Annotated in this window: 13 protein-coding genes; 12 read left to right on the top strand and 1 reads right to left on the bottom strand. The window is 71.2% G+C overall.

Annotated features, from left to right (window positions below):
* The first annotated feature begins 47 nt into the window (after positions 1–47).
* From ABZ822_RS12015 to ABZ822_RS12070, 12 genes are all read left to right on the top strand, one after another.
* Positions 48–1,307, top strand: a complete 1,260-nt coding sequence (locus ABZ822_RS12015) for an MFS transporter (RefSeq protein ID WP_360850914.1) — start codon at positions 48–50, stop codon at positions 1,305–1,307.
* A 9-nt stretch (positions 1,308–1,316) separates the two neighbouring features.
* Positions 1,317–2,678: a Pup--protein ligase gene (gene pafA / locus ABZ822_RS12020; RefSeq protein ID WP_360850917.1), complete on the top strand. Its 1,362-nt coding sequence runs from the start codon at positions 1,317–1,319 to the stop codon at positions 2,676–2,678.
* A gap of 160 nt (positions 2,679–2,838) precedes the next feature.
* Positions 2,839–3,816, top strand: a complete 978-nt coding sequence (locus tag ABZ822_RS12025) for an FKBP-type peptidyl-prolyl cis-trans isomerase (protein ID WP_360850920.1) — start codon at positions 2,839–2,841, stop codon at positions 3,814–3,816.
* A gap of 66 nt (positions 3,817–3,882) precedes the next feature.
* Complete coding sequence (locus ABZ822_RS12030; protein WP_360850923.1) at positions 3,883–4,254, top strand: FKBP-type peptidyl-prolyl cis-trans isomerase; 372 nt, start codon at positions 3,883–3,885, stop codon at positions 4,252–4,254.
* Positions 4,255–4,411: 157 nt separating this feature from the next.
* Entirely contained in the window at positions 4,412–5,392 is a 981-nt protein-coding gene (locus tag ABZ822_RS12035; protein WP_360850926.1) for a WYL domain-containing protein, read from the top strand.
* Between the two features lie 16 nt (positions 5,393–5,408).
* Positions 5,409–6,359 carry a WYL domain-containing protein gene (locus ABZ822_RS12040; RefSeq protein ID WP_360850929.1) on the top strand — a complete coding sequence of 317 codons (951 nt, stop codon included), beginning with the start codon at positions 5,409–5,411 and terminating at the stop codon, positions 6,357–6,359.
* Between the two features lie 19 nt (positions 6,360–6,378).
* Positions 6,379–6,606, top strand: a complete 228-nt coding sequence (locus ABZ822_RS12045) for a hypothetical protein (protein ID WP_360850932.1) — start codon at positions 6,379–6,381, stop codon at positions 6,604–6,606.
* A 151-nt stretch (positions 6,607–6,757) separates the two neighbouring features.
* A complete protein-coding gene (locus tag ABZ822_RS12050) occupies positions 6,758–6,979 on the top strand; it encodes a hypothetical protein (RefSeq protein ID WP_360850934.1) in 222 nt (73 codons plus the stop codon).
* A gap of 219 nt (positions 6,980–7,198) precedes the next feature.
* Positions 7,199–7,489, top strand: a complete 291-nt coding sequence (gene tatA, locus ABZ822_RS12055; RefSeq protein WP_360850937.1) for a Sec-independent protein translocase subunit TatA — start codon at positions 7,199–7,201, stop codon at positions 7,487–7,489.
* 53 nt (positions 7,490–7,542) lie between these two features.
* Positions 7,543–8,499 carry a twin-arginine translocase subunit TatC gene (gene tatC / locus ABZ822_RS12060; protein WP_360850940.1) on the top strand — a complete coding sequence of 319 codons (957 nt, stop codon included), beginning with the start codon at positions 7,543–7,545 and terminating at the stop codon, positions 8,497–8,499.
* A 104-nt stretch (positions 8,500–8,603) separates the two neighbouring features.
* Positions 8,604–9,500 (top strand): diacylglycerol kinase, encoded by an 897-nt coding sequence (locus ABZ822_RS12065; protein ID WP_360850943.1) that lies wholly within the window; start codon positions 8,604–8,606, stop codon positions 9,498–9,500.
* A 45-nt stretch (positions 9,501–9,545) separates the two neighbouring features.
* Entirely contained in the window at positions 9,546–12,401 is a 2,856-nt protein-coding gene (locus ABZ822_RS12070) for a DEAD/DEAH box helicase (protein WP_360850946.1), read from the top strand.
* Between the two features lie 271 nt (positions 12,402–12,672).
* Here the strand turns inward: ABZ822_RS12070 and ABZ822_RS12075 are convergent, their stop codons facing one another.
* Complete coding sequence (locus tag ABZ822_RS12075) at positions 12,673–13,527, bottom strand: siderophore-interacting protein (protein WP_360850949.1); 855 nt, start codon at positions 13,525–13,527, stop codon at positions 12,673–12,675.
* Between the last annotated feature and the right edge of the window lie 39 nt (positions 13,528–13,566).

A 13,566-nucleotide genomic window follows, 5' to 3' on the forward strand; every position in this document is an offset into this window, starting at 1 on the left:
GTAAAACCCGGCGCCGTACGGTGGCAGCCGGAGGAAGGGGCGGGCGCATGGCTTCCGGCTACGCGGAGCTGCTTCGGGCGCGGCATGCGGCGAGACTGCTCGCCGGAACCCTGGTCGGGCGGCTGCCGAACGCCACCGGCCACATCGCCATCGTGCTCTTCACCCGCGCGGAGGGCGGCAGTTACAGCCTCGCCGGAGTGCTGGCCGCCGTGTACGGCCTCGCCACCGCCGCCGGCCAGCCGCTGCTCGGGCGGGCCGTCGATCTCCGCGGACAGCCCCGGGTCATGCTCCCCGCCGCCGTGCTCTCCGCACTCGGTATGGCGCTCTTCGCGGTCGTGGGCCTCGACCCGCTCCCGGTGGCGTACGCTGGTGTGCTCGTCGCCGGCCTTTTCACCCCGCCACTCGAAGGCGGCCTGCGGGCCCTGTGGCCGAGCGTGCTGAAGCGGGATGACCGCATCCACACCGCGTACGCGCTCGACGCCGTGGCGCAGGAAGTGATGTTCACCGTCGGGCCGCTGCTGGTGACGCTGCTCGTCGCCGCCTGGTCCGAGGCCGCCGCCCTGCTGGTGATCAATGCCGTGGGCGTGCTCGGCGCGCTCTCCGTGGTCGTCTCGCCGCCCTCACGGGCCTGGCGCTCGGCGCCCCGAGAGGCCCACTGGCTCGGCGCGCTCCGCTCACCCGGTCTGCTCGCACTCCTCGGCGCGTTCCTCTTCGTCGGCATGGCGCTCGGCTCGATCACCGTCGCCGCCCTCGCGTATGCCGACGATCACGGCGGGGACACCGTCTACGGCGTGCTCCTCGCCGGCCTCGGCCTCGGCGCGCTGATCGGCGGGGTGGCGTACGGCGCACGGCAGTGGCCCGGCGCCCCCGAGCGGCGACTGCGCATCCTCGTCGGCCTGCTCGCGCTCGGCTATCTGCCGCTCACGCTGACCCCGGGCACCATCCCGATGACCGCGCTGAGCGTGCTCTCCGGACTGTTCCTTGCACCCTCCCTCGCCTGCGCGTTCGTCGTCGTCGACCGGCACGCGCCGAGCGGCACGGTCACGGAGGCGTTCTCCTGGCTGGTCACGACGTTCACCGTGGGCGCCTCCCTCGGAACGGCCGTTGCCGGGCCCGCCGTCGAGCTCGTCGGTACGGGCGCGGGCTTCGGCGTCGCGGGTGCCGGCGGGCTCGCCGCGATGCTGGTGCTTGTCGCCACCCGCCGGGTCCTGGCGGTTCCCGCACCCGCGACCGGTGCCGGGGCGGCGGCGGAAAATGATCGAAACGCTGCTCGGGAACCCGGTTTGGGAGCAGGCCATCAGGCGTAATGTTCAGTCATGGACCGCCGCATCTTCGGGCTGGAGAACGAGTACGGCGTCACGTGCACGTTCAGGGGACAGCGCCGACTGTCACCTGACGAAGTGGCGCGCTACCTCTTCCGCCGAGTCGTCTCCTGGGGCCGCAGCAGCAACGTCTTCCTGCGCAACGGCGCCCGCCTCTACCTCGACGTGGGCTCGCACCCGGAATACGCAACCCCCGAGTGCGACAACGTGGTCGAACTGGTCACCCACGACAAGGCGGGCGAGCGCATCCTCGAAGGTCTGCTCGTCGACGCCGAACGCCGCCTGCACGAGGAGGGGATCGCGGGCGACGTCTATCTCTTCAAGAACAACACCGACTCGGCGGGCAACTCCTACGGCTGCCACGAGAACTACCTCGTGGCCCGGCACGGCGAGTTCTCCCGGCTCGCGGACATTCTCATTCCGTTCCTGGTCACCCGCCAGCTCCTGTGCGGCGCGGGCAAGGTGCTGCAGACGCCGCGCGGCGCCGTCTACTGCGTCAGCCAGCGGGCGGAGCACATCTGGGAGGGCGTCAGCTCCGCCACGACCCGTTCCCGTCCCATCATCAACACCCGCGACGAGCCGCACGCCGACGCCGAGCGCTACCGCAGGCTCCACGTCATCGTGGGCGACTCCAACATGTCCGAGACGACCATGCTGCTCAAGGTCGGCGCCACCGACCTCGTCCTGCGCATGATCGAGGCGGGCACCGTGATGCGCGACCTCACCCTGGAGAACCCGATCCGGGCCATCCGCGAGGTCAGCCACGACATCACGGGCCAGCGCAAGGTGCGCCTGGCCAGCGGCCGCGAGGCCTCGGCGCTCGAGGTGCAGCAGGAGTACTACGAGAAGGCCGTCGACTTCTGCGAGCGGCGCGGCATCGTCAGCGGCATGGTCGAGCGGGTCCTGGAGCTCTGGGGCCGCACGCTGGAGGCCATCCGCACCCAGGACCTGGACCGGATCGACACCGAGATCGACTGGGTCATGAAGTACAAGCTGCTCGAGCGGTACCGGGCCAAGAACAACATCACGATGTCCCACCCGCGAGTGGCGCAGATAGACCTCGCGTACCACGACATCCACCGCCGCCGCGGCCTGTACTACCTCCTGGAGCGGAAGGGCCAAGCGGCAAGGGTCTGCAACGACTTGAAGATCTTCGAGGGCAAGTCGGTGCCGCCGCAGACCACGCGTGCGCGGCTGCGCGGGGACTTCATCCGCCGCGCCCAGGAGCAGCGCCGCGACTTCACGGTCGACTGGGTCCATCTGAAGCTCAATGATCAGGCGCAGCGCACCGTGCTGTGCAAGGACCCGTTCCGCTCCGTCGACGACCGAGTGGAGAAGCTGATCGCCGGAATGTGATCCATCAGGTGTGATTGGCTGTGACGCAGCACACACCAGCGTCTGTGCGCCGGAGTCCGCGGGGTTCCGGCGCACAGCCGTGTCAGACGCCCGTGCACTCCCGGCCACAGGTCGTACAGTGGCGGGAATGCCCGCTGACCCCCCTAGCCGAGTTGGACTGATGAAGCACACCAGGAACATCCGCCGCCTCGTCGCGGCGCTGGCCGTACCCTCCCTTCTGTTCACCGCCGCCGCGTGCGGGTCCGACGACGGTTCGTCGGACGCCGGAGTCGTCTCGGTGGAGGGCAAGGCCGGGGAGAAGCCCAAGATCTCCGTGCCCAAGGACGCCAAGGCCTCCGACAAGCTCGTGAGCAAGACGGTCTCCGAGGGATCCGGCGCCGAGGTGAAGAAGGGCGACCTGGTCCGTCTGGACTTCGCCGGCGAGACCATGAAGGGCGGCAAGACCCTCGGCAGCACCTGGGTCAAGCAGCCCGGCGCGGACCCGAAGGCCCCGCGCACGCAGGTCGTCCAGGAGCTCGGCCAGCAGAGCCAGTCGCTTCCCGGCCCGGTGCTCGACGCGCTCGTCGGCAAGAAGGTCGGCAGCCGCGTCGTCGTCGAGGGCACCGCGAAGGCCCTGATCGGCAAGCAGCTCAACCCGCAGTCGGGCATCAAGCCGACCGACGGGCTGGTCTGGGCCGTCGACATCGCCGCCGCGAAGAAGCCGGACAAGAAGGCCGAGGCCAAGGGCGAGCAGGCCGCGCCGAAGGCGGGGCTGCCCACGGTGAAGGCACAGTCGCAGAAGGCTGCCACGATCACGATCCCGAAGGTCGCCAAGCCCAAGGACCTGCAGCAGCAGGTGCTGATCAAGGGCAAGGGCCCGAAGGTGAAGGCCGGTGACGGCCTGATCGTGCAGTACACCGGCGTAAAGTGGGAGGACGGCAAGAAGTTCGACGCCTCCTGGGACCACGGCGGCGCCACCGCGTTCCAGATCGGCACCGGCTCGGTCGTCCAGGGCTGGGACAAGGCGCTGGTCGGCAAGAACGTCGGTGACCGCGTGCTCATGGTCATCCCGCCGAAGCTCGCGTACGGCGCCACGCCGCAGAGCCCGCTCGCCAAGAACACCCTGGTCTTCGCGGTCGACATCGTCGGCACCGTGTGAACCGAGTGATCGACGTCTGCAAGACTGGCACCGTTTCCGACCAGATCCGTGTCTAGGAGCATCGCAGTGAGCATCGAGAAGCCCGAGATCGACTTCCCGGGCGGAGAGCCCCCCGCCGAACTCGAGATCAAGGACCTCTGGGAGGGCGAGGGGCCGGTGGCCAAGGCCGGCGACAACGTCTCCGTCCACTACGTCGGCGTTGCCTTCAGCTCCGGTGAAGAGTTCGACGCGAGCTGGAACCGTGGCACCCCGCTCCGCTTCCAGCTCGGTGTCGGCCAGGTCATCCCCGGCTGGGACACGGGCGTGCAGGGTATGAAGGTCGGCGGTCGCCGCCAGCTCGTCATCCCGCCGCACCTGGCCTACGGCGACCGCGGTGCCGGCGGCCGTATCAAGCCGGGCGAGACGCTGATCTTCGTCTGCGACCTCGTCTCGGTCTGAGCCCACCCGGGGCGGCCGCCGTGCCACCCCGGACCGACGCGACACGCGTCAACTGCGCGAGTGCCCATGCCCCCTGTGGCGTGGGCATTCCGCTTTTGCCGCCCGTCCCGCGACCGGTACGGTCATCGGTGCGGGACCACAACGAGAAAGGGCGTCGATGGCCATTGCCAAGGCCGAGCGGCTGATGAATCTGGCCCTGTGCCTGCTCGGGACCAGACGCCCGCTCAGCAAGCGTGAGCTGCGCGCCTCGATCGAGGCCTACGTCGAGGCCTTCGGACCGGGGAACGGCGGCGCGGCCGCGAGCGACGACGCCTTCAACCGCATGTTCGAGCGCGACAAGGACGACCTGCGGGAGCTGGGCCTCGTCATCGAGACCGTCGAAGGCGTCGACGGCGACACCGGCTATCTCGCCCGCCGCGACAGCAACCGCCTCCCGCCCGTCGCCCTCGACGCCGAGGAGGCCGCCGCGCTCGGCCTCGCCGCCAAGGTCTGGCAGCAGGCCAGGCTCGCGGGAGCGGCCAGCGGAGCCCTGCAGAAGCTGCGCGCCGCCGGAATGCCGCTGGCCGACGACCCGTACGAGACCCACAGCGCCCTCGAGCCCCGCATCCCCGTGCACGAGAGCGCCTTCGAACCGCTCATGGTCGCCTGCCGCGACCGCCGCCCCGTCACCTTCGACTACCGCAAGGCCAGCGCCGCCCGCCCCGAGGCCCGGCACGTGGAGCCCTGGACGCTGGAGTGCTGGCGCGGGCACTGGTATCTCGCGGGCTGGGACCGCGACCGGCAGGCCGAGCGCGTCTTCCGGCTCTCCCGGATCACCGGACGCGTACGCTCCCGGGCCGCCGCCTTCACCGCCCCGGTGCCCGACCACGTCACTGTCCGCGAGACCGTCGAGTCCTGGGCGGGCGAGACCGCGACCCGCACCGCCCGCATCCGGCTGCGCGCCGGATCCGGCTATCCGCTGCGCGCGCGGGCGCTGGGCACCCGGTCCGCCGGACACGGCTGGGACGAGCTGGAGATCCCGTACGGGCACGGACTCGACGCCTGGCTCGTGGAGTTCGGCGCCGATGTGGTCGTGCTCGAACCGGCGGAACTGCGGGCCGATGTCGTGGAGCGGCTGCGCGCCGTGGCCAAGGGCTGAGAGGATCGGGCCACTCATGGCGACGAACGCGATCGACCAGACCCGCCGGATGCTGTCCCTGGTGACGTACCTGCGCGAGCGCCCCGGCGCGCGCGTGAGCGACGTCGCCCGCGCCTTCGGCATCACCGAGGACGAGCTGATCTCCGATCTCGACGTCCTGCCCATGTGCGGTACGAGCTTCCGCGGCGGCGATCTGCTCGACATCGACACCGACGGCGACCGCATCTGGTGGCACAACCCCGACGACGTGGCCGCGCCGCTCCGGCTCGCCGCCGACGAGGCGACCGCCCTGCTCGTGGCCGCCCGAGCCGTCGCGACCCTGCCCGGACTCCGCGAGGGCGACCGGCAGGCGCTGCTGCGGGCCACCGCCAAGCTGGAGGCGGCGGCCGGCGAGGCCGCGGGCGCCAGCTCCCGGCTCTCGGTCACCTTCGAATCCGAGGGCGGGGTCTTCGCGGACGTCGACCGGGCCATCTCCGAGCGACGGAGGCTGTGGCTGCGCTACTACTCGCCGGCCCGCGACGAGCTGACCGAGCGGGAGGTGGACCCGATCCGGCTCTTCGCCGTGGGCCACACCTATATGGAGGCCTGGTGCCGCCTGTCCGAGGCGCGCCGGACCTTCCGTCTCGACCGCGTCGCCGAGATCAGGCTGCTGGACGCGCCCGCCGATCCTCCGCCCGTCGAGCTGCGCGATCTCTCCGAGGGGCTGGTGCAGCCCTCCGACGAGGACCCCGAGGTCGTCGTCGAGACCGGCCCCGCGGGCCGCTGGGTCGCCGAGTACTACCCGCACGACAGCGCCGAGGAACTGCCCGACGGCGGACTGCGGGTCACCCTGCGCACCCCTGACCCGACCTCCCTGCGCCGCCTGGCGCTGCGGCTCGGCCAGGACGGGCACATCGCCTCACCGCGAGATCTTGCGGAGAGTGCACGGCAGGTTGCCTGCGACGCCCTCGCGGCGTACGGCGAGTGAAGGGACTCAACGCGACGCCATGCCGCCCACCGCAGTGATCTTCAAGGCCGCCTGCCCGGACTGCCGCGGCAGCTTCGAGCTGGCCTCCGACGCGCTCCGGCTGGTCATCGGCGCCAGCAGCCGTACGACGTTCTACTCCTTCACGTGCCCGGACTGCGGGGCCTCGGTGCGGAAGCCGGCGGGCGAGCGGATCGTGGAGCTGCTCACGGGCGGCGGCGTGCGTACGCTGCGTCTGCACCACCCCTGACCGCTCCCGGCGCGGAGGGGCCCCACGCCTCACGACCGACGCACGCGCCACAACACACCCCGGGGCGTGACCGGGAGGCCGGCCCGCCGTGCGCGTACGTGCCCGCCCGTGCGCGTACGTGACCGGGCCGCGCGGCCACTAGGCTCCCCCCATGCTCTGGCCCATGCTCGCCATCGCCCTTGGCTTCTGCGGAATCGCCGTGCTCGGAGTCCTCGCGATCCGGGTCTTCGTCGAAGTGCGGAGACTCGCCCGGCAGGTGGCGGAGAGTTCCGAGCGCATCACCCGCGCGGCAGAGGATCTCGAGCGGTCGGCGGTCCCGCTGGCGTCCACGGCCCGGGATTCGGCCGCCGCCCGGGTCGCACACGAGTCCTGACGAGACCTGATGCGGTCTCCAGCCGAGCGGACCTGGACGGTACGCTGCGGAGGAGCGGTCCGAAGAGCGAGGCGAGGGGCCGCAATCGACCGTATGCACGGGCATTGCCGATCGTTTACCCCTGCGGGTTACGATCGCTGCCAGCGCGGGCAGTCGGACACAAATCCGGCCGGTCGGGCAGGCCCACCCCAAATCGCCTCGGTGAGAAGGTAAACGCTTATGTTCGGAAGGCTCGGACCGACCGAGATCATTCTCATCCTCGTGGTCATCATCCTGCTCTTCGGTGCGAAGAAGCTTCCCGACATGGCTCGCTCCCTGGGCAAGTCCGCCCGCATCCTCAAGAGCGAGGCCAAGGCGATGAAGTCGGAGGGCGGCCAGTCGTCCTCAGCGCCCGCGGACCCGCCCGCCGACCAGGCGCAGAACCCGCACCGTACGATCCAGGCCGCTCCGGGCGACGTGACCAGTTCGCGTCCGGTGAACGAGCCGTCCGACCGTACGACCAAGCGCTGACCGGAGCCGATCTGGGCGGGCCCGCGGTCCGCTGCACGAGATGAGGACGTGGGTTGCTCAAGTCCGCCCGCAAACAGGAGAGGGACCCCGAGGGGCGGATGCCCCTTGTGGAGCATCTGCGTGAGCTGCGCAACCGGCTGGTGAGGGCCCTGCTGGCCGTCACGGTGGCCGCGGTCGTGGCCGCCTTCTTCTACGAGAGCATCATCGACTTCATCACCAAGCCGGTGCTGGAGGCGGTCGGTTGTGATCTGAGCTTCACCAAGCTCGCGAAGGCGGACGAGGGCACGACCTGTGCCCGCATCGTGATGATGGACCTGCTCGGTCCCTTCACGCTGGCGCTGAAGGTCTCGCTGATGGCCGGTGTGATCTTCGCGTCCCCGGTCTGGCTGTACCAGCTCTGGGCCTTCCTCGCGCCCGGCCTGCACCGCAGCGAGAAGAAGTACGCGCTGAGCTTCGTCGGCGCCGGTTTCCCGCTGTTCGTCATCGGCGGCTACTTCGCCTACCGGGTGCTGCCGACCACCGCGAAAGTCCTCATCGAGTTCACTCCGGTCGGTGTCGACAACCTGCTGCCGCTGGACAAGCTGCTCGACCTCGTGACGCGCATGGTCCTGGTCTTCGGCCTCTCCTTCGAGCTGCCGCTGCTCCTGGTGCTGCTGAACTTCGGCGGGGTCGTCACCGGCAAGCGCATGCTCGGCTGGTGGCGCGGCATGGTCATGGGCATCACCGTCTTCTCCGCCGTCATCACGCCCAGCACCGACCCGCTGACGATGATCGCGCTCGCCGCCCCCATCGTCGTCCTCTACTTCGGGGCGGTCGGGGTCTCCCTGCTCCACGATCTGCGCGCGGCCCGGGTCGCGGCGGCCGGACCGTCCGACGACGAGGCCTCGGAGCTGGACCTCACCCCCGAAGGCGTCGGGGAGATCGAGCCGGTGACGGCCGCGGCCGCGCTGCCCGAGCAGGCGACGGGCCGGGAGGTCGACCGCCGTGGGGACCTGGACGACGTGACCTGAGGGGCGTCCCCGGCGCCGTCCGGTGAGGATGCGAGGTGAAAGCCGTGCGAGGAAGCGCGTCCAGGGTCTTCTTCGAAAGCTGACTCGCCAGTAGGGTCCCGTTCGTGACCAGCGAGATCACTCTCTTCGTCAATCCCGCCGCCGGCCGTGGCCGCGCGGGACAGGCGGCCCTGCCGGCCGCGGAGGCCCTGCAGGCCGCCGGATTCACCGTGCGGACCGTGGTGGGCTCCGACGCACAGGACGGCCTCGAACAGGCCCGCAAGGCGGTCGGCGAGGGGACCCGGGCCCTCATAGCCGTCGGTGGCGACGGCATGGTCTCCCTGGCGCTCCAGGCCGTCGGGGGGACGGACGTGCCGCTCGGCGTCGTCGCCGCCGGCACCGGCAACGACTTCGCCCGCGCCGCCGGTCTTCCCGTACGGGACCCCGCGGCGGGCGCCCGGATCGCCGCTGAGGCGCTGACGGCGGGCCGGACCCGGGCGATAGACCTGGGGCAGGCTGGCGACCGGTGGTTCGGGACCGTCCTCGCCTCCGGGTTCGACTCCCGTGTCAACGACCGCGGCAACCGTATGAAGTGGCCCGCGGGACGCTTCAAGTACGACGTGGCGATGGTCGCCGAACTGGCCGCCTTCCGCCCCATCCCGTACCGCCTGCGGCTCGACGGCGGTGCCGTGCAGGAGGTCGAGGCGACGCTCGTCGCGGTCGGCAACGGGAGCTCGTACGGCGGTGGCATGCGCATCTGCGCCGACGCCGCGATGGACGACGGGCTCTTCGACGTCACGGTGGTCGGCGAGTGCAGCCGGACCGAGCTGCTGAAGGTCTTCCCCAAGGTCTACAAGGGCACCCACCTCGGCCATCCGGCCGTGACCGTGCACCGGGTCTCCGAGATCACCCTGGAGGCCCCCGGCATCACCGGATACGCGGACGGCGAGCCGCTCGGCCCGCTCCCCCTGACCGCGCGTGTCGTCCCAGGAGCCGTACGCATCCTCTCGCCGTCGCCGTAATGATCGAGACCACTGTCCGAGGTGGCCGGTAGTCTCGTAGGCACGATGACCGAGGACCTCTCACCTGCCGAGCGCTACGCCAAGGCCCGGGTTCGCGCCGCCGAGCAGGCCACGGCGCTCGCCCCGTTCCGCGAGATGTACGACTTCGATCTCGATCCGTTCCAGATCGAGGCGTGCCAGGCCCTGGAGGCCGGGAAGGGTGTGCTGGTCGCCGCCCCCACCGGCTCAGGCAAGACGATCGTCGGCGAGTTCGCCGTCCATCTGGCGCTCACCCAGAACCGTAAGTGCTTCTACACCACGCCCATCAAGGCCCTGTCGAACCAGAAGTACAACGACCTCGTCAGGCGCTACGGGCCGGAGAAGGTCGGCCTGCTGACGGGGGACAACAGCGTCAACTCCGACGCCCCGGTGATCGTGATGACCACCGAGGTCCTGCGGAACATGCTGTACGCCGGATCCCAGGCCCTGATCGGCCTCGGACATGTGGTCATGGACGAGGTCCACTACCTCTCCGACCGTTTCCGCGGCGCCGTCTGGGAGGAGGTCATCATCCACCTCCCGGAGTCGGTGACCCTGGTCTCCCTGTCCGCCACGGTCTCCAACGCCGAGGAGTTCGGCGACTGGCTGGACACCGTCCGCGGCGACACCGAGGTGATCGTCTCCGAGCACCGGCCCGTGCCGCTCTGGCAGCACGTGCTCGCCGGCCGCCGGATGTACGACCTCTTCGAGGAGAAGGACTCCTCCAGGCCCGCGCGCGGACAGAGCGTCAACGCGGCCCCGTCGGGCGGCGGCAGACGCGAGGTCAACCCCGATCTCGTACGGCTCGCGCGGATGGAGAACAGCCGCCCGACGGGCGGCCGGGACCGGCGCCGCGGGCGGAACCTGCGGGAGGCGGACCGCGAGCGCGAGCGCCGCCAGCGCAGCAGGATCTGGACGCCCAGCCGGGTCGAGGTCATCGACCGGCTCGACGCCGAGGGACTGCTGCCCGCGATCACCTTCATCTTCAGCCGGGCGGGGTGCGAGGCGGCCGTCCAGCAGTGCCTGCACGCGGGTCTGCGGCTGAACGGGCCTGAGGAGCGGTCGAAGGTCCGGGCGCTGGTCGAGGAGCGCACCGCCGCCATCCCGGACGAAGACCTGCATGTGCTGGGCTACTTCGAGTGGCTGGAGGGCCTGGAGCGCGGCATCGCCGCCCACCACGCAGGGATGCTGCCGACGTTCAAGGAGATCGTCGAGGAGCTGTTCGTCCGCGGGCTGGTGAAGGCCGTCTTCGCCACCGAGACGCTCGCCCTGGGCATCAACATGCCTGCCAGGTCCGTGGTGTTGGAGAAGCTCGTGAAGTGGAACGGCGAGCAGCACGCCGACATCACGCCGGGCGAGTTCACCCAGCTCACCGGGCGGGCCGGGCGTCGCGGCATCGACGTCGAGGGGCACGCGGTGGTGCTGTGGCAGCGCGCCATGGACCCGATCGCGCTCGGCGGCCTCGCGGGCACCCGCACCTATCCGCTGCGCTCCTCGTTCAAGCCCTCCTACAACATGGCGGTCAACCTGGTCTCGCAGTTCGGGCGTCACCGCTCGCGCGAGCTGCTGGAGACGTCCTTCGCGCAGTTCCAGGCGGACCGCTCGGTGGTCGGCATCTCCCGCCAGGTGCAGAAGAACGAGGAGGGACTGGAGGGCTACCGCTCGTCCATGACCTGCCACCTGGGCGACTTCGCGGAGTACGCCCGGCTGCGCCGCAGGCTCAAGGACCGCGAGACCGAGCTGGCCAAGCAGGGCGCGGTGCAGCGTCGCGCGGCCGCCGCCGTCGCGCTGGAGAAGCTGAAGCCGGGCGACGTGATCCACGTGCCCACGGGCAAGTACGCGGGGCTGGCGCTGGTGCTGGACCCGGGGCTGCCCGCGGGCCGCGCCAACGGCCACCGCGGTTTCGAGCACCACGACGGCCCGCGGCCGCTCGTCCTCACCGCCGAGCGGCAGGTCAAGCGGCTGGCGGCGATGGACTTCCCCATCCCCGTCGAGGCGCTGGAGCGGATGAGGGTCCCGAAGTCCTTCAACCCGCGCAGCCCGCAGTCCCGCCGCGACCTGGCCTCCGCGCTGCGCACCAAGGCCGGGCACATCGTCCCCGAGCGGCACCGCAAGCAGCGGTCCGCCGCGGCCGACGACCGGGAGATCGCCGAGCTGCGCGCCGAGATACGGGCCCACCCCTGCCACGGGTGCGACGACCGTGAGGACCACGCCCGCTGGGGCGAGCGCTACGAGCGGCTGCGGCGCGACACGCGGCAGCTCGAGCGGCGCATCGAGGGCCGCACGAACACCATCGCCCGTACCTTCGACCGGGTCTACGCCCTCCTCTCCGACCTCGGGTATCTCCACGGCGACGAGGTCACCGACGACGGACGCCGGCTGGCGCGGCTCTACGGCGAGCTGGACCTGCTCGCCTCGGAGTGCCTGCGCGAGGGGGTCTGGGAGGAGCTGAAGCCGGCCGAGCTGGCGGCGTGCGCGTCGGCGCTGGTCTACGAGGCCAGGGCCGCGGACGACGCGCTGCCGCCGAAGCTGCCGACCGGCAACGCGAAGCAGGCGCTGGGCGAGATGGTCCGCATCTGGGGGCGGCTGGACGCCAAGGAGGAGGAGCACCGCATCAGCGAGTCCGAGGGAGTGGGCCAGCGCGAGCCCGATCTCGGCTTCGCCTGGGCGGCGTACCGCTGGGCCTCGGGGCACGGCCTGGACGCGGTGCTCACCGAGACCGACATGCCGGCGGGCGACTTCGTGCGCTGGTGCAAGCAGGTCATCGACGTGCTCGGGCAGATCGCCGAAGCCGCCCCGGACGGCAGCCCGGTGCGCCGGAATGCGCGACGGGCGGTCGACGGATTGCTGCGCGGCGTGGTCGCCTACTCCTCGGTGGGCTGAGACGCGACACGGCCCCCTGATGTCCGCTTCGATGACGGGATGTCAGGGGGCCGTCGGCGTGGGGGAGTAGGCGCGCGTGCGCCGGTTCCGCCCGAACAGCGCGGTGAGGTAAGGGGGTTGGGGGCGCCGGCGTTCGGACGTCCGGCCCTGCGTGCGGCCGGAGGCCGGTTGTCCCGGGTGGCGGCCCGCCGCGCTCGGTGCGCGAGGTGCGTGCGCCGGGTTCCTGCCGAAGCGCGCTCAGGACATGAACGGGGCCACCGCAGCCCCGTGTTCAGGGCGCGGAGGCCGACGCGGGCTCCTGCTCCGCCTCCACCTGCGCGTTCCACTCCTTCTTCGACGCCTGCCAGCCGTCCTCGTTGTGCCCGAGGCGCCAGTAGCCCGAGATCGACAGGCGCTCGCGCGGCACCTCGCGCTCGACCCGCAGCAGACGGCGCAGCTCCTTCACGAACCCGGCCTCTCCGTGGACGAACGCCTGCAGGTCGCCCCGGGGGAAGTCCAGCGCCCGTACGGCCGCCACGAGCAGTTCGCCGACCGGGGCCGCGCCGCGGTGCAGCCAGGTGACCTCCACGCCCTCCGGAACGCGCAGTTCCTGCTGTTCCTCCGGGCCGGCCACCTCCACGAACGCGTGCACCGGAACGCCGTGCGGGATGCGCTCCAGCGCCGCGGCGATGGCGGGCAGGGCGCTCTCGTCGCCGGCCAGGAGGTGCCAGTCGGCGTCCGGGTCCGGGGCGTAGGCGCCGCCGGGGCCGAGGAAGAGGATCTCCTCGCCCGGCTGGACGTTCGCGGCCCAGGGCCCGGCCAGGCCCTCGTCCCCGTGGATCACGAAGTCCACGGTCAGCTCGCAGGTCTGCGGGTCCCAGCTCCGGACGGTGTACGTACGCGTCACGGGCCACTGGTGGCGCGGCATGTCGCGGCGCACGGCCTGGATGTCGAACGGCTCGGGGTAGGTCACGCCCTCCACCGGGAAGAGCAGCTTGATGTAGTGGTCGGTGCAGTCGCCCGCGGCCAAGCCCGCGAGGCTGTCGCCGCCCAGGACCACCCGCATCATGTGGGGGGTGAGCCGCTGCTTGCGCAGGACCTGGGCCCGGTTGATCTCGGGCTTCTTGCGGGCCGGTCGGTCTGCCACGGCGGGTCCCCCTGGGTCACGGGCGTTGGTTAGGTAGAC

The sequence above is a fragment of the Streptomyces sp. NPDC047108 genome (assembly GCF_040643575.1).
Taxonomy (GTDB): Bacteria; Actinomycetota; Actinomycetes; order Streptomycetales; family Streptomycetaceae; genus Streptomyces.

Coding starts and splice junctions, on each gene's coding strand:
- ABZ822_RS12015 (WP_360850914.1), top strand. CDS start 48: ATGGCTTCCGGCTACGCGGAGCTGCTTCGGGCGCGGCATGCGGCGAGA.
- pafA (WP_360850917.1), top strand. CDS start 1,317: ATGGACCGCCGCATCTTCGGGCTGGAGAACGAGTACGGCGTCACGTGC.
- ABZ822_RS12035 (WP_360850926.1), top strand. CDS start 4,412: ATGGCCATTGCCAAGGCCGAGCGGCTGATGAATCTGGCCCTGTGCCTG.
- tatA (WP_360850937.1), top strand. CDS start 7,199: ATGTTCGGAAGGCTCGGACCGACCGAGATCATTCTCATCCTCGTGGTC.
- ABZ822_RS12070 (WP_360850946.1), top strand. CDS start 9,546: ATGACCGAGGACCTCTCACCTGCCGAGCGCTACGCCAAGGCCCGGGTT.
- ABZ822_RS12025 (WP_360850920.1), top strand. CDS start 2,839: ATGAAGCACACCAGGAACATCCGCCGCCTCGTCGCGGCGCTGGCCGTA.
- ABZ822_RS12045 (WP_360850932.1), top strand. CDS start 6,379: ATGCCGCCCACCGCAGTGATCTTCAAGGCCGCCTGCCCGGACTGCCGC.
- ABZ822_RS12050 (WP_360850934.1), top strand. CDS start 6,758: ATGCTCTGGCCCATGCTCGCCATCGCCCTTGGCTTCTGCGGAATCGCC.
- ABZ822_RS12040 (WP_360850929.1), top strand. CDS start 5,409: ATGGCGACGAACGCGATCGACCAGACCCGCCGGATGCTGTCCCTGGTG.